We start from the raw sequence: 19700 nt of genomic DNA, 5'->3' as shown, positions 1-19700 counted from the left end.
TTTTGGGGGTGGCCGTTTGTATGGTGGCCGACACCTAAACCGCTTTCTCCGCGTGAATCGGGGGCGGGGGGGGGGGGGGCGGGGGGGGGGGGGGGGGGCCCGGGGGGGGCCCCCCCCGCCCGCCCCACACCCCCCACCCCTCAGGAGTCGACACCGTGCACCGTCGCATACTCGGACTGCTGACCGCCACCGGTGCGGCCGCCGCTCTCTGCACCCTGACGCTGGCCCCCACGGCCTCCGCCCAGAAGGCCGACAAGAACCTCGCTGCCGCCGAATTCGTGGTCAGTGAGGCCCAGTTCAACCAGATGTTCCCGAACCGGAACTCCTTCTACACGTACAACGGCCTCACCGCCGCGCTCAGTGCCTACCCCGGCTTCTCCAACACCGGCAGCGAAACGGTGAAGAAGCAGGAGGCCGCCGCCTTCCTCGCCAACGTGAGCCACGAGACCGGCGGGCTGGTCCACGTCGTCGAGCAGAACGAGGCCAACTACCCGCACTACTGCGACACCACCCAGCCCTACGGCTGCCCGGCCGGTAACGACAAGTACTACGGCCGCGGGCCCATCCAGCTCAGCTGGAACTTCAACTACAAGGCCGCGGGTGACGCACTCGGTATCGACCTGCTCAACAACCCGGACCTGGTGCAGAACGACGCGGCCGTCGCCTGGAAGACCGGCCTGTGGTACTGGAACACCCAGAAGGGCCCCGGCACCATGACGCCGCACGACGCCATGGTCAACGGCGCCGGCTTCGGCGAGACGATCCGCGCCATCAACGGCAGCCTGGAATGCAACGGCGGCAACCCGGGTCAGGTGCAGAGCCGTATCGACAACTACCAGCGCTTCACCCAGGTCCTCGGCGTCGAAGCGGGCGGCAACCTCAGCTGCTGAACAGCGGCGGCCGTACGGCGCTCAGTACGCGGGGGTGAGGTCGGCCTCCACCGGAACATCGGGGCAGCGGGAGTTGGCCACCACGGCGAGTTCATGGCCGTGGTGGCCTTCCGCCTTCCACTGCCCGCCGGCCAGCGGTACCAGCGCGACGTTGGGAGTGGGCCCGCTCGTCCAGTCCAGCAGCCCGGCGGTGGTGGACAGCCGGGTACGCCCCACCGCGTCGGCGACCGAGCGGCGGTCGTGGGGATCGTCGGCGGTCGCCAGGGCGTGGGCAGCCACCTCCAGCAGGGCGTGGGCCAGGCCCAGCGGCTGGAGCCACCGGTTGCCGGTGCGCTGTTCGTAGTCGTCGGCCAGCCGGGCCGCCGTGGTGCCGTCCAGGGAGGACCGGTAGGGGTGCCGGGGTGACCAGTACACGAGGGTGGCCACGCCCGCCCGGTCGAGTTCGGCGAGCGTCGATTTGCGCGGGTAGGCCAGCCAGCGCGAGCATGTGATCAGGCGCGGCCGCGTCCCGCGCTCGCGCGCCTGACGATGGAACAGCGCGAGGTCCTCGGCGGTGGCCGCACTGGTCACGATGTCGGCGCCCTGTTCGTGGAAGGAGTCGAGGGACGGTGTGAAGTCCCGCGCCGGCTCCTGATAGCCGCCCGGGTCGACCAGGCGGTGGCCCCGGCCGGCCGCCACCGGTACGAATCCGTGCTCCGCGTGGCGCAGCAGCCGCCCCTGAAGGTCGTCGTTCCACAGGCAGCCGACGGTGCGCTGCGTACCCAGCTGTTCCCACATCTCGGCGAAGACGGCCGCGATGTCGTCCAGTCCCCAGGCGAAGTGGTACGTCCAGGTGAACGGCCGCCGCGGCTCGCCGCCACGTCCGTAGACGAACGCCTGCCAGGGGAAAGTGGTGGTCACGCATGCCACGCCCGCTTCTTCGCAGGCGTCGGCCACGGCCGGCAGTACCTTCGTGCCCGCCATGGTCACCACCAGTTGCACCCGCTCCCGGTGCACCAGCTCCGATACCGCCCGCCGCGCCGCCTCGGGATCGGAGAGGCTGTCCCGCCACGCGAGCCGGATCGGCCTCCGGCGCGAGCCACGGGCCGGCTGCGACAGCCGCGGGGCCAGGCGGTCGAGCACAAAGGACAGCGGATCGCCCAGCTCGGCCAGCCGGCCCGTCCGCGGCACGACCGCACCGATGCACAGCCCACCCGCCCCCGCGCCACTGTCCACCTGTCTCACCACTGCCGGACCTTTCGCCGTCGCGCCGCGTGCTTTTCCCCCGGTGACATCCCGTGCCGCACCCCCGCACCGAACGTCCGGACGCGCCCTTTCGCTCGCATGGCGGCCCGGTCGACGGCACACCGCCGCGTACGCTCCGGCGTCGGCGTACGGTCCGGGAGTACGGCTCCGGGAGAAGAAATGCGTTGTCGCGCCGGCACTTCGGTCGGCATGCTCACGGCCGTGAACACCGAAGACCGCTCCCGCCATACCGTCGTCGTGCCGGTCAGCGTGCGCGATCTGCAGCCCCGGGATCTGCCCGCGTCCACCTGATCCGGCTCGGCCACCCACCTGCGGCACGTGGCGGGAGCGTTGGCGCGTGCCGCGGCGGGTGAGGTGGACTACCTGGCCGTGTGTACTCCCGCGGACCTGCCGGTGGCGATCGGCGGCATCGACTACCGGGTTTCCGAGGGAGCCGGGATCCTGTGGCAGCTCGCCGTGCTTCCTTCCGGCGCTCCAGTCCCGAGGCCTGGGAACCCTGCTGGTCCGGGCCGCCGAACAGCGGATCAGGGACCGCGGACTGCACGGAGCCGAGCTGGCCGTGGAGGAGGACAATCCGCGGGCTCGCGCGCTGTACGAGCGGCTGGGCTACGCCGCGTACGGCCGCGAGCCGGATGCCTGGGACCAGGAGGGCCCCGATGGCGTGATCCGTCGGTACGAGACGGTGTGCGTCCTCATGCGACGGGACTTGAGCCGGGACTTTCGAGCCGGGACTTTCGAGCCGGGACTTTCGAGCCGGGACTTTCGAGTCGTGCCGCTCACGACCCAGTGACGGGAGAATGCCCGCTGTTCACCCCGTGGGCGCGAGCCCGTCGAGGAACTGCCCGACCAGCCGCAGGCCGGTACGCAGGGTCTCGGTGTCGTCGGCGAAACCGATGCGTACGGTGTGTTCGATGTCGAACGCCGCGCCGGGGGTGAACATGACGCCGGTCTCCTTCAGCAGGCGGGTGCAGAACTCGTAGGAACCGAGCGGGGCGTCGTAGCGGAGCAGTGCGGTGGTGCCCGAGGCCGGTCGCACGTAGCCGATGTCGTTGCGGCCGTTGGCCCACTCGTCGAGGATCGCCAGGTTGGTGCGGGTGATCCGGTGGGAGCGGGCGAGGATCGCGTCCTTGTTCTCCAGCGCGACGCAGGCCAGCAGGTCGTCGATGCGTCCGACGCTGATGGTCGTGTAGTCCCGGTGCGTGGCGACGTCGGCGAGCAGTCCGGTGGGGCCGACGATCCAGCCCAGGCGCAGGCCGGCCAGGGAGTACGGCTTGGACATGCTGCCGGTGGAGATGCCGCGTTCGTACAGGTCGGCGATCGAGGCGGTGAAGCCGTCACCGTGCTGGTCCACACCCCGGTACACCTCGTCGCACAGCACCCATGCGCCGACGCGGCCGGCGATCTCGGCGATACGGGTCAGCCCGGCTTCGTCGATGAGTGCGCCGGTGGGATTGTTCGGGTTGTTGACCGCGATGAGCCGGGTGTCGGGGGTGACCAGGCGGTCGAGTGCGTCGAGGTCGGGCAGCCATCCGTGGTCCTCGCGCAGCGGCAGGTGGCCGACGCGGGCGCCGTAGCTGTCCGGGATGGAGTAGTGCTGCTGGTAGGTGGGGACCACGGCCACGACGTGATCGCCGGGGCCGACGAGGGTGGCGTGTATGAGCGCGTTGGCGCCGATGGCGCCGTGGGTGATCAGGACGTTGTCCGGGGCCTGGGCCGCGTACAGGTCCGCGACGAGGGCGCGGAGGCGCGGGCTGCCCGGGATCGGTCCGTAGGTGAGCGGGGTGGCTGCCAGTTCGGTCAGCACCTCCTCGCGTCGGCCGGACAGGTCCAGCAGCTCACCGGTGGTGAGGGAGCGGACGCAGGTCTCGGCCAGGTTGTACCGGCAGGTCTCCTCGTACTCGTTCATCCACTGCTCGACCGCGAACTCACGAATCTTCACCGCGACTGCTCCTCCGTCGTGTCGTTGTTGTTCCGGCAGGCGGCCCAGGCGACCGCCGCGTCCTCCATCCCCAGTCCGACGGACCGGAAGTACACCGGGCGGTCGCCACTCGGGCGCGATGCGCGGCCCGCAACGAGGCCGGCGAGGTCACCGCGTACGGAGCCGGAATCCCAGCCGGATGCGGTGGCCCGCACCAGCTCGGTGGCCACCTGCAGGCTCGTGCGGGCGTCCACGGAGATGTCGAGTTCCGGCACCGCGGCGGACGGGATCTCGCGCGCTCCGGGCGCGTTGGTGGAGAGGGAGGTGACGAGACCGTTCCCGGCTCCAGGGTTGGGGGTCCAGAACGTCCTCGGCTGGTGGGGACATCGGTGAGGGGGAGGGCTCCGAAGGCCTCGCGCAGTGCTGTGAGCACGGCCTGCTCGGGGACGTGGGGAGAGGTGATCACACACATGATGGGCAATATATTGCTCACTCGCGGGCCCTGGCAACTTTTTGCGCACTATAATGCTCGCCATGAGGAGTGAGGTCGCCGTCGGCAGCAGTGCCACGCAGGAGTTCGTCACCCGCATCGGCCGGCGTATCCGCGCGCTGCGCAAGCAGCGCGGCTGGAGTGTGCAGCAGCTGGCGGAGGTCAGCGGAGTCAGCCGGCGGATGCTCACCCAGATGGAACTGGGCCAGGCCAACCCGAGCCTCGCCACCGTCGACCGGGTCGCACGGGCTCTGGACGCCGACTTCGCCGCCTTGGCTCTGCCCCTCGACGATGCGGCGAGTGCGGAGGGCGGGGGGACGCTCGTGTGGCAGGCCCCGGGCGGCAGTCAGGCGCTCCTGCTCGGCGCGACCGAGGAACCGCGGGCCGAGCTGTGGCGCTGGACCCTGGCGCCCGGTGGGCGCTATGACGCCGAGCCCGACCGTCGCGGCGCGCAGGAGATCCACCATGTCCTTTCCGGCCGCCTGACCCTCGCCCTCTCGGTCGGCCCCCAGGAGCTGGGTCCCGGGCAGAGTGCCGTCATCCCCACCGATCAGGAGTACGCCTACCGGAACGAGGGTGCCGAACCGGTCGTCTTCGTACGGGTCGTCACGGGCGCCTGACCGCCGACGGTGCGAGCCCCGGCGTGGTGTACGGGACCCTCGCTGCCGCGGAGCGTTCACGCGAATGCCTGGCTGGCCGTGCGCGGAAGCGGGCTGGGCACTGTGCTGGAGGCGCGGGTGCGCGGCCCATATCCCGCCGTTGATGCGTAGCGGCCGGGCACACTCCGCCGGCCCCACCCTTCTGCAGACGCCAGAGGTCGCAGTCGGGTGGGGCCGCAGCCAGTTCCGCGCGAGGATCAACTCATCTGGTAAGGCGCTGTGTTGACGCGTACGCGGAATTTCCGCAGGTGCGGAGCCCGGGCCCGCCGCGTACGGATCCCGGTACCGCCGCAGGGGGGCGGTATGGTGGCTCCGATACCAGCTGGAGGTGAGGGGACCCATGGCACGGCGGCCGACCGTCACGAGCGTGCAGATCGCCCGTGAGGCGGGTGTGGCGCAGTCGACCGTGTCCCGCGTCCTCAACGGCGGAAGTGTGGCCCCCGAGACCCGGCAGCGGGTGCTCGACGTCGTGGCCAAGTACGACTTCCAGCCCAGTCAGGCCGCACGGAGCCTCGTGGGGGCCCGATCGGGTCTCATCGGCGTGGTCATCCGTGACCTGACGAACCCGTTCTATCCCGTGATGGTCAAGGCGATGGAGCGGGTGCTGCACGGGCAGGGGCTGCGCCTGTCGCTGGTGACGGACGTGATGACCGCCGACGAGGGCCTGGCGCTGTTGCGGCGTGAAGGCGTGGACGGTGTTGTCTTCACCTCGGCCGTGCGGGACGAACCGCTGGCGCACCGCATTCGGGGCCACGGCATACCTGTTGTGCTGTGTCACCGCACCCTCGACGGCTTCGAGGCCGACCAGGTGGAGGCCGACAACGTCACCGCCGGCCGGCTGGCCGCCGAGCACCTGCTGGACCTGGGGCATCGCCATATCGGGATGGTGTGCGGCCTGGCCGGGGCGAGCACGGCGGAGCAGCGCGGCCGCGGGTTCCGCGAGAGCGTGCGGGACTGCGGTGAGGTCACCCTGGCCGAACTGGACGGCGCTTACGACTACGGCACCGCCTACGACGCGGTGCGCGCGCTGCTCGCCGGTGCCGAGCCGCCCACCGCGCTGTTCTGCCACAACGACGTCATGGCGTACGCGGCACTGAACGCGGCCGCGGCGGCGGGCGTCGCGGTACCGCGCGAGCTGAGCGTGGTGGGCTGTGACGATGTGCCGCTGTCCTCGTGGGAGCGCATCGATCTGACGACGGTGCGTCAGCCGCTGGAGCGGATCGCGCAGGTCGGCGTGGAGTTGCTGCTGGACCGGCTGGCGAATCCGGACGCGCCGCACCGGCACGAGGTTCTGCCGGTGGAGTTCGTCGGGCGTTCCACCACCGCCCCGGTGTGAGGGCCTGAGGCGCGCCGCACCGTCGTCAGCACGTCCCCTCACCGGGCGCTCTGTGGCTCGGTGCGCAGCCCCGCCTGAGGGGACTCCTTTCCGTTCGCTTCCCGGACACCTCTTGACCGCTCCGCCATCCGTCTCGCATTCTGTGGATACGCATCCATTGGATACGTATCCACACCGCGAGCAAAGGAGCTGGGCGTGTCCCGCACCATCAAGGCCGCCACCACCTCGTCCACTGCGCCGTCGGGCGACGACACCGTCGGGCAGGCCGTACGAGAGCTGATCGCCGACGTCCGGAAGCGCGGTGACGAGGCCGTCCGTGAGCTGTCGGTTCGCTTCGACCGCTGGGAGCCGGAGTCCTTCCGGCTCGGTGAGGAGCAGCTCGCCGAGATCATCGGCACGCTCGACGACCAGGTCATCGAGGACATCAAGACCGTCCAGGCCAACGTCCGCCGGTTCGCCGAGGCACAGCGCGAGTCGATGTCGGAGATCGAGGTCGAGACCTCCCCGGGCGTCTTCCTCGGCCACCGGCACGTGCCGATCCAGTCCGTCGGCGCGTACATCCCCGGCGGCCGGTACCCTCTGACCGCGTCCGCGCACATGACCATCGTGACCGCCAAGGCCGCCGGCGTACCCCGTGTGGTCGCGTGCACCCCGCCGATCCGCGGTGAGATCCCCGCCGCCACCGTCGCCGCGATGTACTTTGCGGGCGCGGACGAGATCTACATCCTGGGTGGCGTTCAGGCGATCGCCGCGATGAGCGTCGGCACCGAGACGATCTCGCCCGTCGACATGCTGGCCGGCCCGGGCAACGCCTACGTGGCCGAGGCCAAGCGCCAGCTGTTCGGCGAGGTCGGCATCGACCTGTTCGCTGGCCCCACCGAGATCCTGATCGTGGCCGACGACACCGCCGATCCGTTCGTCGTCGCCGTCGACCTGCTCTCGCAGGCCGAGCACGGTCCCGACTCGCCCGCCGTGCTGGTGACCACCAGCGAGCGCGTCGCGAGCGAGACCGAGCGGCACATCAACGAGATCCTGCCCGACATGCCGACCGGTGACATCGCAGGCCCGGCCTGGCGGGACCACGGCCAGATCATCCTCGCCGACGACCTCGACGAGGCCTACCGCGTCGCCGACGGCTTCGCCTACGAGCACGTGCAGGTCCTCACCGAGAACCCGCGCGAAGCGCTCGACAAGATGCACGCCTACGGAGCCCTGTTCCTCGGCGAGGGCACCTGCGTCTCCTACGGTGACAAGGTGATCGGCACCAATCACGTGCTGCCGACGCGCGGCGCTGCGCGTTACACCGGCGGTCTGTGGGTGGGTATGTACCTCCGTACCGTCACCTACCAGGAGGTGCGCGACCAGCAGGCGTCGGCCGACCTCGGGGTGTTGTGCGGCCGGGCGGCCCGCGTCGAGCTGTTCGAGGGCCACGCCCGCTCCGGTGACGTCCGGGCCGCCAAGTACGCCGGTGCCCCGCTGTCCTGGACCGGCCACTTCAAAGGCGCCCGCGTCTGACGTCTCCGCCCCGCCGCACTCCCCCTGATCAACGGAGATCCCATGGCCACCGCCGCCCATCTGACGCCGGAGCAGGTCCGCCGTCGCTCACTGCAGTCCGGCACCATCGGCGCGATCGTCGAGTGGTACGAGTACACGGTCTACGGTGTCACCGCCGCGCTGGTGTTCGGGCAGTTGTTCTTCCCGAACCTCTCGCCCGGCATCGGTCAGATCGTCTCGCTCGCCTCGTTCGGCGTGGGTTTCCTGGCCCGTCCGATCGGTGCGTTCGTCGCCGGGCATCTCGGGGACCGGCTGGGACGCAAGTCCACGCTGATCCTCACGTTCTCCATCATGACGGTGGCCACCACGGCGATCGGTGTCATGCCGACCTATGACCAGGTCGGCGTGGCGGCACCGTTGCTGCTGTGTGTACTGCGGCTGGCACAGGGCTTCGCGGTCGGCGGCGAGTGGGGCGGGGCGGCGATCGTCGCCGTGGAGAACGCACCTCGGGCCAGGCGCGGGTACTTCGGTTCCTGGCCGCAGATCGGCGTCTCGGCGGGACTCCTGCTGGGTACGGCGGCGGTGTCGTTCGCGTCGTGGATCTCCGGCGACGCCTTCGGCGAGTGGGGCTGGCGAGTGCCGTTCCTGCTCAGCGCCATCCTCGCGAGCGTCGGATTCTTCATCCGGCTGCGCGCCGCGGAGAGTCCGGCCTTCCTCGCCGAGAAGGCCAAGATGGACGCCGAGCTGGAGCGCCGCAAGGCGCCTGCCGCGGTCGTCTTCCGCGACCACCGCAAGCCGCTGCTGATCACGGTGTTCGGCCGGTTCGCTGAGGCCGGGAACTACTACCTGTTCACCACCTTCATCCTGTCGTACGTCACCACCACACTCGGGGTGCCCAAGGGCTACGGTCTGACGGCCTCGATGATCGGCGCGGCGGTGAACATCGTGATGATCCCGGTCTTCGGGGCGCTGTCCGACCGCTTCGGGCGGGTGCGGACCTTCCTCGTCGGCGGGGCGCTGATCGTGATCACCACCTGGCCGGTCTTCGCGCTGGTCCACACCGGCCAACTGTGGGCGATCGTCGCCGGTGTGGTGCTGTTCCTGGCGCTCGGGCACGCCATGGTCTACGCGCCGCTGCCCGCGCTGTACTGCGAGATGTTCCCCACGGCGGTGCGGTACTCGGGCATCTCGATCGGGTACCAGATGGCCTCGATCCTGCTCGCCAGCTTCACCCCGGCGCTGGCCGGCGCGATGGTTCTGTGGGCCGACGGGAGCCTGTGGATGGTGATCGCTTTCGCCATCGTCACCACGCTCATCGCGATGGTGGCGATCGCCTTCGCCCCCGACCGGCGCGACAGTGAGCTGGACGAGATCGGTGTCGCGCGCGAGAGCGAGGACAACGCGCTGTCCACGGCGTAACAGTGACACCGGGATGAGAGGTACGGGAGTCCGGGCGGGGTGCACGCGCACCCCGCCCGCTCCTGTTTCCCCGCCCGTCTCCCCTCAGTCGCGCAGCCACACCGCGGTGTCCTGCGGCAGCCGGCCCTCGGCGTCCAGCGGGTCGCTGGTGAGGAGGACCTCGCGGTGGTGCGGGAGTGCGGCCGGTTCGGGGGAGAGGTTGACGACGCAGGTCAGGCCGGTGGGGCGGGCGAAGGCGAGGACGCCGTCCGCGGACGGCAGCCAGCGCAGGTCGCCGTCGCCGAAGCCCGTTTCCGTGCGGCGCAGGCGCAGTGCTTGCCGGTAGAGGGAGAGCATCGATCCGGGATCGGCGGCCTGGACGTCGGCGGCGTACGCGGTCCAGCCCGGCGGCTGGGGCAGCCACGGCTCACTCGCAGAGCCGAACCCCGCGTACGGCTCGCCGGCCGCCCACGGTAGTGGCACCCGGCAGCCGTCCCGGCCCGGATCGGTGCCGCCGGAGCGCGCGTGCATGGGGTCCTGGATACGGTCGAGCGGGATGTCCGCCTCGGGAAGGCCCAGCTCCTCGCCCTGGTAGAGGTAGACGGCGCCGGGCAGGGCGAGCGAGAGCAGCGCGGCGGCCCGGGCACGGCGGGTGCCCAGGCGCAGGTCGGTGGGGGTGCCGAAGGCCTTGTCGGCGAAGGCGAAACCGGTGTCGGCGCGGCCGTAGCGGGTGACCGTCCGGGTCACGTCGTGGTTGCACAGCACCCAGGTGGCGGGCGCGCCCACGGGTGCGTGCTCGGCCAGGGTGTTGTCGATGGCGGCGCGCAGGCACGACGCGTCCCAAGGCGCGGCGAGAAAAGTGAAGTTGAAGGCGGTGTGCAGTTCGTCGGGGCGCAGGTAGCGGGCGAAGCGCTCGGAGTCCGGCAGCCAGACCTCGCCGACGAAGATCCCGCCGTAGGCGTCGGCGACCGTGCGCCAGGAGCGGTAGACGTCGTGCAGCTCGTCGCGGTCCAGGTACGGGTGCGGGGTGCGGTCCGGTGCGATGTCGGGCAGCTCGGGGTCCTTGGCGAGCAGCGCCGCCGAGTCGATGCGCACCCCCGCAACGCCCCGCTCGAACCAGAAGCGCAGGACGTCCTCGTGCTCCTGGCGGACGGCGGGGTGCGCCCAGTTGAGGTCGGGCTGCTGGGCGGCGAAGAGGTGCAGGTACCACTCGCCGTCGTCCAGCCGGGTCCACGGCACGCCGCCGAACTCGCTGGTCCAGTTGTTGGGCGGCAGCTCTCCGTGCGTGCCGCGCCCTGGCCGGAAGTGGAAGAGCCGGCGTTCGGGGCTGCCGGGGCCCGCCGCCAGTGCGGCCCGGAACCACGGGTGCTGGTCGGATACGTGGTTGGGCACGATGTCGACGATGGTGCGGATGCCCAGGTCCCGCGCCTCCGCGATCAGCTTCTCGGCCTCGGCGAGGGTGCCGAAGGCCGGGTCGATGGCCCGGTAGTCGGCGACGTCGTACCCGCCGTCGGCCAGTGGTGAGACGTACCACGGCGTGAACCACAGCGCGTCGACGCCCAGTTCGGCGAGGTGGGGCAGCCGGGCCCGTACGCCTGCCAGGTCGCCGGTGCCGTCGCCGTCACCGTCCGCGAAGCTGCGGACGTACACCTGGTAGATGACGGCGGACCGCCACCAGTCGTCGCCGGAACGTCGGCTGCCTTCCATGAGCGGGTTTCCTTTCGGGCAGGGCGCATCCACAAGGATGCGGGGGAGTGGCGGCGAGGGGGTGGATTCCGTACTGCCCGCCGGGCGGAGCCGGGTGCGGGTGTCAGCCCTTGGTGCTGCCGGCGCCGATGCCGGCGATGATGTGCCGCTGGAACACCAGGAACATCACGATCATGGGCAGCGCGGCGATGACCATCGCGCCGATGAGCACGGTCAGCGGTACGTTCTGGGAGAGCTGGACGAGCGCCACGCTGATCGGCTGCTGGCCGGTGTCGGAGAAGACCATCAGAGGCCAGAGGAAGTCCTGCCAGACCGCGACCAGCGCGAAGATGGACACCACGCCGAGCACCGGGCGGGACATGGGCAGCAGGATCGACCACAGCGTGCGCAGCTTCCCCGCGCCGTCGATCTCCGCGGCTTCCAGCACGTCGCGCGGTATCTGGTCGAAGAAGCGCTTGAGCAGGTAGAGATTGAAGGCGTTGGCGACGGCGGGCAGCCAGACCGCCAGCGGGTCGTTCAGCAGGCTGATGTGCAGCAGCGGCAGGTCGGCGACGGTGAGGTACTTCGGTACGACCAGTGCCTGCACCGGCACCATCAAGGTGGCGAGGATGCCGCCCAGGATTACCTTGCCGAACGCGGGGCGGAGCTTGGAGAGGGCGAACGCGGCCGCGGTGCACAGGACGATCTGCAGCAGCCAGGCGCCCGAGGCCTGGACGACGGTGTTCCAGAGGTGCCGGGGGAGCGACATCAGCTCCCAGGCGTCGGTGTAGCCGGTGAGGTGCCAGGACTCGGGGATGAGCGTGGGCGGGGTGCGCACCAGTTGGTCCGGCGACTTCATGGCGCCGGTGACCATCCAGTACACGGGGAAGAGGAAGGCCAGCGCGAAGGCCAGGACCACGCCGGCGAACACGGTCCAGTACAGGATCCTGCCGCGCGGTGCGGCCAGGGTGAGCGGGGAGACGAGGGTGCGCACGGCACGCCGGTCGGCCTGGATCACGGGGTGCCCTCCTTATCGGTCGTCGGTGCGGGTCAACCGCAGGTAGAGGGCGGAGAACGCGCCGAGGAGGAGCAGCAGCATGACGCTGAGCGCGCAGGCGCCGCCGAAGTCGTTGTAGAGGAAGGCGTACTTGTAGATGAGGTAGAGGATGGTGACGGTGGAGTTCTCCGGGCCGCCGCCGGTGATGACGAAGGGCTCCGTGAAGACCTGCATCGTGGCGATGATCTGGAGCAGCATCAGCATGAGGATGACGAAGCGGGTCTGCGGGACGGTGACGTGGCGGACCCGCTGCCACACGCTCGCGCCGTCCAGCTCCGCCGCCTCGTACAGCTCGCCGGGGATGTTCTGCAGAGCGGCCAGGTAGATCAGCACCGTGCCGCCGAGGTTGGCCCAGGTGGCGACGAGCACCAGGGAGACGAGCGCGGTGTCGGCGCCGTTGGACCAGTTCGAGGTGGGCAGGTGCAGAAAGCGCAGCGCCTCGTTGGCCAGGCCGGCGCCGGGGTCGTAGAACCACTTCCACAGCAGGGAGCTGACCACCGGCGGGATCACCACGGGGAGATAGACGACGACTCTGAAGAAGGCGCGGGCGTGCCGGAGTTCGTTGATGACCAGTGCCATGACGAACGGCACGGCGAAGCCGATCAGCAGCGCGAGCACGGTGAACGTGGCGGTGTTGCGCCAGGCCGCGCCGAACTCCGGGTCCTGGAACACCCGGGTGAAGTTGGCGGTGCCCACCCACTCCGGGTCGGCGCCCGGAGTGTACTTCTGGAAGGCGATGACCACCGAGCGGAGCGCCGGGTACCAGGAGAACAGCGCGAAGCAGAGCAGGCCGCCGAGGAGGAAGGCGTACGCGCTGGCCTGGTCGGCGAGCCGGCGGCGGAGCGGGCGCCGGGGGCCGGCGGGGGCTTTCCGCGGTGCGGGCGCGGCGCTCCTTGCGGGTGGCGGGGCGGCAGGAAGCGGGGCTGTGTGGGGAGAGACGGTCGACATGGCGGTGTCAGCCCCGGGCCAGGATGCCGTCGATCTTCGACTGAGCGTCCTTGAGCAGCTGGTCGACGTCGGAGTCCTCCTTGGTGAGGACCGCGGAGACGGCGCCGTCCAGCACGGTGTAGATCTGCTGTGCCTTCGGCGGCTCCAGCTTCATGTCGAGCTTCTGGTTGCCGGCCACGAAGCTCGCGTAGTTCCCGACCGGGACGTTGGCCGACTTCTTCTTCAGCTGCTGGTCCGTGGCGTCGGTGGCGCCGGTGAACAGCCGCGGTTCGGGCAGGCCCACCGGGGAGCCGTCCTTCGCCAGCCGCGCGTAGTTGTTCAGGTATCCGTTGCCGGGGGTGAGGAAGGTCCACTCCAGCCACTTCAGACCGGCCTTGATCTGGGCCGGAGTGGCCTTCTCGTTGAACATGTAGCCGTCGCCGCCGATGAGTGTGCCCTTGCCGCCGGGCATCGGTGCGAAGGCGAGGTCCTTGTAGTCGCCGCCCGCTTCCTTGACGATGCGCGGTACGTTGTCGGGCGCCGCGAGGTACATGCCGAGCTTGCCCGAACCCATCATCTGCAGCGTGTCGTTGATGATGAGCAGCTGCTTGGACCCCATGGAGCGGTCCTTCCAGCGCATCTCCTTGAGGTTCTGCAGCACCGCCCGGCCCTCGGGGCTGTCGACGGCGGCCTTCTTGCCATCGGCGCTGACGACGTTGCCGCCCTGGGAGTAGATCTCGGCGGTGAAGTGCCAGCCGCCCTGGTTCTGCGCGCTGTAGTCGGCGTAGCCGACCGTGCCGCCGCCGAGTCCGGCGATCTTCTTGGCTGCGGTGCGGACCTCCGCCCAGGTGGCCGGCGGCTTGTCCGGGTCCAGGCCGGCCTTCTTGAACAGCGTGCGGTTGTAGAGCAGGCCCATCGAGTAGTTGGTGCGCGGGATGCCGTACACCTTTCCGTCCACGGTGTACGCGTCGCGCAGCGCCTGCTGGATGTCCTGGTAGCCCTTGAGGCCCTTGAGGTAGGGCGTGAGGTCGGCGGCCTGGTTGATGCCGACGACGTGCCGGGTGTCGGTGAAGTAGGTGTAGAAGACGTCTTCCATCTGGCCGCCGGCCAGCTTGGCGTCGAAGGTCTTGGGGTCCTGGCACGGGAACGCGTCGTGGGCGACGACATCGATGTCCGGGTGCTGCTTCTCGAAGGTCTTCACGTCCTCGTCGAAGCGCTTGTGGTCGATCTTCGCGCTCGGCTGCGGCCAGCAGTTCACCGTGATGCGCGTCCGGCCGTCCGTGGCCTCCGCACCACCGGAGCCGCAGGCGGCGACCCCGGTGAGCGCGAGCGCGGTGGCAGTTGCGGCAGTGCAGGCACGACGGAACCCGGAACGTCTCATCGGTGGACCCCTTACGGCAGGAGTGCGGGAAGCGCACAGCAGAGGGCTGTGCGGCGCGCACACTCAACCACCGCCGACGGTCGGCCGCAATATGTCGAGCAGAGTCCGTAAAAAATTGACAGAGGCGGGGTCTGCTTCCGAAGTACCCAGCACGGGCCCGCCGTTGTGGCTATGCGGTGCGCTTCCGCGCGGCCTGACCCGTGGACCCGCGCACGACCAACTCGGGCTCGAACAGCAGCTCCTCCTGCGATACGGCACCGCCCTGGATCTGCGCGCAGAGCAGGTCCACCGCGGCCCGGCCCATCGCCTCGATGGGCTGGCGCACCGTGGTCAGCGGGGGTTCGGTGCAGCTCATGAACGCCGAGTCGTCGTAGCCGACCACGGACACGTCCGCCGGTACGTCGAGCTTGCGGCGCCGGGCAGCGCGCACCGCCCCGAGGGCGAGCGGGTCGCTGGCGCAGACGATGCCGGTGACTCCGCGCTCCAGCAGGCGGTTGGCCGCGGCCTGGCCGCCCTCCAGGGAGAACATCGCCCGTGCCACGTACTCGTCGGGGAGGGACCGCCCGGCCGCGGCGGCCGCCGCCCGCGCCATCGCCAGCTTGCGGCGCGAGGGCATGTGGTCGTCGGGGCCCAGCACAAGCCCGATGCGCTCGTGCCCCAGGGAGTCGAGGTGCCGCCAGGCCTGTTCGACGGCGACCGCGTCGTCGCAGGAGACGCACGGGAAGCCCAGGTCGTCGATGGCCGCGTTGACGAGCACCACCGGGATCTTGCGCTCGGCGAGCTGCTCGTAGTGCTCGTGCGGCGCGTTGGCCTGGGCGTAGAGCCCGCCGGCGAAGACCACGCCGGACACCTGCTGTTGCAGCAGCAGGTCGACGTAGTCCGCCTCGGATACGCCGCCCTTGGTCTGCGTGCACAGCACCGGTGTCAGGCCCTGCTGCGCCAGCGCCCCGCCGATGACCTCGGCGAACGCCGGGAAGATCGGGTTCTGCAGTTCGGGCAGGACCAGCCCGACCAGCCGGGCCCGCTCGCCGCGCAGCTGGGTCGGCCGCTCGTAACCGAGCACATCGAGGGCGGACAGCACCGATTGGCGGGTGGCTTCGGAGACCCCGGGCTTGCCGTTCAGGACCCGGCTGACAGTGGCCTCGCTGACCCCGACCTTCTTGGCAACCTGAGCAAGTCGTCGCGTCATGTCCGCAACGCTATCGCAAGAGATGCAAGCCGTTTGCTCCCCGTACGCAAGGCGATGAAAGCCCGCGCGGCGAGGGGCAGATGAGTTGTGCCGACGTATCGGTCCGTACCAATTCCGCTCTGGCCAGCGGAGTTGGCGTGAACGCTGGTTCAGCACCGCGCCGAACCGCGTGCGCAAGGGAAAGAAAGTCAGTCAGGGACGTAGACCACTCGACAATTGTCTGGGATTCTCCAGCCGCTAAATGCAAGAACTGAGCAGATGATCGCTTGAGGCTTCTGCAAGACCCGGCTCCGTACCTCCGTAGCGGAGCCCCACCAGAGCCGCTCCCTCGCCGCCGGGCGCGTGCGAGGCAGAAGATCGGGGATCCATGTCACGACCACACCTGCCACGACCACACCGGGGCAGACGGCGCGCCGTCGCCCTCCTCGCCACCGGACTGCTGGTGACCGCCCTGCCGTTGCCGGCGGCCACCGCGGCCCCCGCACCGAACGTCGCGAAAGGCACGAAGGCCAAGGCGAGCAGTGCGCAGCAAGGTCACGGCGCCGCGCAGGCCCTCGACGGCGATCCGTCGACGTACTGGCAGAGCGCGAAGAGCAAGCGCCCGCAGTGGGTGCAGGCCGACCTCGGCGCCACCCGACGCCTCGACCAGGTGACCCTGCGGCTGCCCGGCAACGGTTCTGCCCCGGCTCAGGCCTTCACACTGCAGGGCAGCACCAACGGCAAGGACTTCACCGACCTGACCCAAGTACAGCGACACCGGCTCGGCGGCAGTGGCAAGCGCTCCGTCACGTTCACCCTCGGTACCACCGCGACGCGTTACGTCCGCGTCCTGCTGCCCAGCGGGGGCAGACTCGCGGAACTCGAAGTGCGCGGCCCGGCGGGCGGCGACAACCGGCCCCCGTCCGCACCTGGCGGACTCTCCCTGGCCGCTGCCTCGCGCCCCGGCCACACCACCCTCACCTGGCCGCGGGCGACGGACGACAAGAAGGTCACCGCGTACGACGTGTACGCGGACGGCCGGCTGCGCACCAGCCTGCCGGGCACGGTGACCGCGTACACCGACACCGACCCGGCCGGCGCCGCCGTGACGTACACCGTCCGTGCCCGCGACGCCGCCGGCAACCAGTCGCCCGACAGCCGGGCCGTGACCCGCAAGAAGGGCCGCGCCAAGGCCACCGCACCGGCCGCTACCGAGCGCCGGTCGCCGGCACGCAAGGACGGGACCCGCGCCGCCCAGGCCACCAACCTCGCCGTGGGCAAGGAGGTCACCGCCTCCTCCTACACCCAGACCTACGTCGCGAAGAACGCCAACGACGGACAGACGAGCACGTACTGGGAAGGCGCGCCGGGCAGCTACCCGACCACCCTCGGAGTGAAGCTCGGTGCCAACGCCGACGTCAGCTCCGTCGTCGTCAAGCTCAACCCCGACAGCATCTGGTCCACCCGCACCCAGCGCATCGAGGTGCTGGGCCGCGAGCAGAAGGCCAGTGGCTTCACCAGCCTGGTCGCCGCGAAGGACTACACCTTCAACCCGGCCAGCGGCGGCAACAGCATCAACATCCCGGTGACCGCCAGGATCGCCGATGTGCAGCTGAGGTTCACCGCCAACTCCGGTGCCCCGGGCGGCCAGGTGGCGGAGTTCCAGGTCATGGGCGTCCCCGCGCCCAACCCGGACCTGGAGGTCACCCAGCTGACCGCGTCACCGCAGTCCCCGGTCGAGTCGGACGCGATCACCCTCGGCGCCACCGTACGCAACCGCGGGACGCAGGCCTCCACCGCCACCGATGTCGCCTTCCAGCTCGGTGGGGACAAAGCCGGTACCGCCTCCGTCGGCGCGCTGGCCGCGGGCGAGTCGAAGACGGTCACCAAGAACATCGGTACGCGCGCGTCGGGCACCTACCCCCTCAGCGCCTCCGTCGACCCGGCCAACACCGTCATCGAGGAGAACGAGGGGAACAACGACTACACCAGCCCGACCCCGCTCACCGTCAAGCCGGTCGCCAGCTCCGACCTGATCGCCTCCGCGGTGACCTGGTCGCCCAGCGCCCCGTCCGCCGACGACAGCGTGGCCTTCTCCGTCACCCTGAAGAACCAGGGCACCCAGCCCTCGGCGAGTGGCAGCCACGGCATCACCCTGTCGGTCGTCAACGGGGCGGGCACCACGGTCAAGACACTGACCGGCGCCTACAGCGGCACCATCGCGGCGGGCGGCACCACCGAGCCGGTCAAGCTCGGCACCTGGACGGCCGCGAACGGCAAGTACACCGTCAAGGCCACGGTCGCCGACGACGCCAACGAGATCCCGGCCAAGCGGGAGAACAACAGCAGCACCAAGCCACTGTTCGTCGGCCGCGGTGCCTCGATGCCGTACGAGACGTACGAGGCCGAGGACGGTGTGCTCGGCGGCGGAGCCAAGTCCGTCGGCCCCAACCGCAAGGTCGGCGACCTCGCGGGTGAGGCGTCCGGGCGCAAGGCGGTGACCCTGAACAACACCGGTGAGTACGTCGAGTTCACCACCAAGGCCGCCACCAACAGCCTCGTCACCCGCTTCTCCATCCCGGACGCACCGGGCGGCGGCGGGACCGACGCGACGCTGAACGTCTACGTCAACGGCACCTTCCGCAAGGCCATTTCGCTGACCTCCAAGTACGCCTGGTTGTACGGCGCGGAGACCGGGCCCGGCAACGACCCCGGCGCCGGCGGCCCGCGGCACATCTACGACGAGGCGCAGCTCCTGCTGGGCGAGACCGTCCCGGCCGGCGCCAAGATCCGGTTGCAGAAGGACGCGGCCAACACCTCCAAGTACGCGATCGACTTCATCGACCTGGAGCAGGTCACCGCCGCCCCCAACCCCGACCCGGCGGCGTACGTGGCACCGGCCGGCTTCAGCCACCAGGACGTGCAGAACGCCCTGGACAAGGTACGCATGGACACCACCGGCAAGCTGGTCGGCGTCTACCTGCCGCCCGGTGACTATGAGACGTCCAGCAAGTTCCAGGTGTACGGCAAGGCGGTGAAGGTGGTCGGTGCGGGTCCCTGGTTCACCCGCTTCCGTGCCCCCTCCTCGCAATCCAACACCGACATCGGATTCCGTGCCGACGCCACCGCGAAGGGCTCCGTCTTCTCCGGCTTCGCGTACTTCGGCAACTACACTTCGCGCATCGACGGCCCCGGCAAGGTCTTCGACTTCTCCAACGTCTCCGACATCACCATCGACAATATCTGGGCCGAGCACATGGTCTGCCTCTACTGGGGCGCCAACACCGACCGCATGACCATCAAGAACGCCCGCATCCGCAACACCTTCGCGGACGGCGTCAACATGACCAACGGCAGCACCGACAACGTCGTGTCCAACAGCGAGGCCCGGGCCACCGGTGACGACAGCTTCGCGCTCTTCTCGGCCATCGACGCCGGCGGCGCGGACGAGAAGAACAACGTCTACGAGAACCTCACCTCGCTGCTGACCTGGCGGGCCGCGGGCATCGCCGTCTACGGCGGCTACCACAACACCTTCCGCAACATCCGGATCGCCGACACCCTCGTCTACTCGGGCATCACGATCTCCTCGCTGGACTTCGGCTACCCGATGAACGGCTTCGGCACCGACCCCACCAACCTGGAGAACATCACGATCGAACGGTCCGGCGGCCACTTCTGGGGTCAGCAGACCTTCCCCGGCATCTGGCTCTTCTCCGCCTCGAAGGTGTTCCAGGGCATCCGGGTCACCGACGTGGACATCGTCGACCCGACGTACCACGGCATCATGTTCCAGACCAACTACGTGGGAGGCCAGCCGCAGTTCCCGGTCAAGGACACCATCCTGACCGACGTCTCGATCTCCGGGGCTCACAAGAGCGGTGACGAGTTCGACACCAAGTCCGGCGTCGGCATCTGGGCCAACGAAATGCCGGAGCCGGGCCAGGGCCCGGCGGTCGGCGAGGCCGTCTTCCGCAACCTGCGCCTGACGGACAACGTGCAGGACGTGAAGAACACCACCAGCACCTTCAAGATCACCCGAGAGTAGCGC

At 69.9% G+C, this 19700-nt stretch carries 14 protein-coding genes and 1 pseudogene; 7 read left to right on the top strand and 8 right to left on the bottom strand.

Going from position 1 to position 19700, the window contains the following annotated elements; translation table 11 throughout:
- The first annotated feature begins 155 nt into the window (after positions 1–155).
- A complete protein-coding gene (locus tag ACIGQF_RS08680) occupies positions 156–890 on the top strand; it encodes a chitinase (RefSeq protein WP_399707220.1) in 735 nt (244 codons plus the stop codon).
- A 21-nt stretch (positions 891–911) separates the two neighbouring features.
- On the opposite strand, the gene ACIGQF_RS08675 is transcribed toward ACIGQF_RS08680, so the two are convergent.
- The gene (locus ACIGQF_RS08675) at positions 912–2117 is read right to left on the bottom strand and encodes an ABC transporter substrate-binding protein (protein ID WP_399707218.1); all 1206 of its coding nucleotides are present in this window, start codon (positions 2115–2117) and stop codon (positions 912–914) included.
- Between the two features lie 207 nt (positions 2118–2324).
- On the opposite strand from ACIGQF_RS08675, the pseudogene ACIGQF_RS08670 reads away from it, so the two are divergent.
- Positions 2325–2844, top strand: a pseudogene (locus tag ACIGQF_RS08670) (GNAT family N-acetyltransferase); the annotation flags it as partial.
- Positions 2845–2943: 99 nt separating this feature from the next.
- Here the strand turns inward: ACIGQF_RS08670 and ACIGQF_RS08665 are convergent.
- Both ACIGQF_RS08665 and ACIGQF_RS08660 read right to left on the bottom strand, forming a co-directional pair.
- Positions 2944–4074, bottom strand: a complete 1131-nt coding sequence (locus ACIGQF_RS08665) for an aminotransferase (protein WP_399707217.1) — start codon at positions 4072–4074, stop codon at positions 2944–2946.
- Positions 4071–4328, bottom strand: a complete 258-nt coding sequence (locus ACIGQF_RS08660; protein WP_399707215.1) for a hypothetical protein — start codon at positions 4326–4328, stop codon at positions 4071–4073. Before ACIGQF_RS08660 ends, ACIGQF_RS08665 begins: the two co-directional genes overlap by 4 nt.
- A gap of 259 nt (positions 4329–4587) precedes the next feature.
- Here ACIGQF_RS08660 and ACIGQF_RS08655 point away from each other — a divergent pair, with 259 nt between their 5' ends.
- From ACIGQF_RS08655 to ACIGQF_RS08640, 4 genes are all read left to right on the top strand, one after another.
- On the top strand, positions 4588–5163 hold the full coding sequence (locus ACIGQF_RS08655; RefSeq protein WP_399707213.1) for a helix-turn-helix domain-containing protein: 576 nt from the start codon (positions 4588–4590) through the stop codon (positions 5161–5163).
- 379 nt (positions 5164–5542) lie between these two features.
- Positions 5543–6538 carry a LacI family DNA-binding transcriptional regulator gene (locus ACIGQF_RS08650; protein ID WP_399707211.1) on the top strand — a complete coding sequence of 332 codons (996 nt, stop codon included), beginning with the start codon at positions 5543–5545 and terminating at the stop codon, positions 6536–6538.
- A gap of 195 nt (positions 6539–6733) precedes the next feature.
- Positions 6734–8053: a histidinol dehydrogenase gene (gene hisD / locus ACIGQF_RS08645; protein WP_399707209.1), complete on the top strand. Its 1320-nt coding sequence runs from the start codon at positions 6734–6736 to the stop codon at positions 8051–8053.
- A 42-nt stretch (positions 8054–8095) separates the two neighbouring features.
- Entirely contained in the window at positions 8096–9451 is a 1356-nt protein-coding gene (locus ACIGQF_RS08640; RefSeq protein ID WP_399707207.1) for an MFS transporter, read from the top strand.
- Positions 9452–9535: 84 nt separating this feature from the next.
- Here the strand turns inward: ACIGQF_RS08640 and ACIGQF_RS08635 are convergent, their stop codons facing one another.
- The 5 genes from ACIGQF_RS08635 to ACIGQF_RS08615 all read right to left on the bottom strand — a co-directional run bounded on the left by ACIGQF_RS08635 (position 9536) and on the right by ACIGQF_RS08615 (position 15670).
- Positions 9536–11137 (bottom strand): glycoside hydrolase family 13 protein, encoded by a 1602-nt coding sequence (locus ACIGQF_RS08635; RefSeq protein ID WP_399707205.1) that lies wholly within the window; start codon positions 11135–11137, stop codon positions 9536–9538.
- Between the two features lie 103 nt (positions 11138–11240).
- Positions 11241–12134, bottom strand: a complete 894-nt coding sequence (locus ACIGQF_RS08630) for a carbohydrate ABC transporter permease (protein WP_399707203.1) — start codon at positions 12132–12134, stop codon at positions 11241–11243.
- A 12-nt stretch (positions 12135–12146) separates the two neighbouring features.
- On the bottom strand, positions 12147–13121 hold the full coding sequence (locus ACIGQF_RS08625; protein WP_399707201.1) for a carbohydrate ABC transporter permease: 975 nt from the start codon (positions 13119–13121) through the stop codon (positions 12147–12149).
- A gap of 7 nt (positions 13122–13128) precedes the next feature.
- Positions 13129–14481, bottom strand: a complete 1353-nt coding sequence (locus ACIGQF_RS08620) for an extracellular solute-binding protein (RefSeq protein ID WP_399707199.1) — start codon at positions 14479–14481, stop codon at positions 13129–13131.
- A gap of 169 nt (positions 14482–14650) precedes the next feature.
- A complete protein-coding gene (locus tag ACIGQF_RS08615) occupies positions 14651–15670 on the bottom strand; it encodes a LacI family DNA-binding transcriptional regulator (RefSeq protein WP_399707198.1) in 1020 nt (339 codons plus the stop codon).
- A gap of 367 nt (positions 15671–16037) precedes the next feature.
- Here ACIGQF_RS08615 and ACIGQF_RS08610 point away from each other — a divergent pair, with 367 nt between their 5' ends.
- Positions 16038–19697, top strand: coding sequence for a discoidin domain-containing protein (locus ACIGQF_RS08610; protein ID WP_399707196.1), 3660 nt, complete (start codon positions 16038–16040; stop codon positions 19695–19697).
- Positions 19698–19700: the final 3 nt, after the last annotated feature.

The sequence above is a fragment of the Streptomyces sp. NPDC053560 genome (assembly GCF_044544605.1).
Taxonomy (GTDB): domain Bacteria; phylum Actinomycetota; class Actinomycetes; order Streptomycetales; family Streptomycetaceae; genus Streptomyces.
Note: the sequence above shows the minus strand (reverse complement) of the source record. Positions and strands in the feature narration are given on the sequence as shown.

What these genes read in the sequence shown, in the direction of transcription:
- ACIGQF_RS08655 (WP_399707213.1), top strand. Translation starts at nt 4,588, where the DNA reads ATGAGGAGTGAGGTCGCCGTCGGCAGCAGTGCCACGCAGGAGTTCGTC.
- ACIGQF_RS08650 (WP_399707211.1), top strand. Translation starts at nt 5,543, where the DNA reads ATGGCACGGCGGCCGACCGTCACGAGCGTGCAGATCGCCCGTGAGGCG.
- ACIGQF_RS08640 (WP_399707207.1), top strand. Translation starts at nt 8,096, where the DNA reads ATGGCCACCGCCGCCCATCTGACGCCGGAGCAGGTCCGCCGTCGCTCA.
- ACIGQF_RS08635 (WP_399707205.1), bottom strand. Translation starts at nt 11,137, where the DNA reads ATGGAAGGCAGCCGACGTTCCGGCGACGACTGGTGGCGGTCCGCCGTC.
- ACIGQF_RS08625 (WP_399707201.1), bottom strand. Translation starts at nt 13,121, where the DNA reads ATGTCGACCGTCTCTCCCCACACAGCCCCGCTTCCTGCCGCCCCGCCA.
- ACIGQF_RS08620 (WP_399707199.1), bottom strand. Translation starts at nt 14,481, where the DNA reads ATGAGACGTTCCGGGTTCCGTCGTGCCTGCACTGCCGCAACTGCCACC.
- ACIGQF_RS08615 (WP_399707198.1), bottom strand. Translation starts at nt 15,670, where the DNA reads ATGACGCGACGACTTGCTCAGGTTGCCAAGAAGGTCGGGGTCAGCGAG.
- ACIGQF_RS08610 (WP_399707196.1), top strand. Translation starts at nt 16,038, where the DNA reads ATGTCACGACCACACCTGCCACGACCACACCGGGGCAGACGGCGCGCC.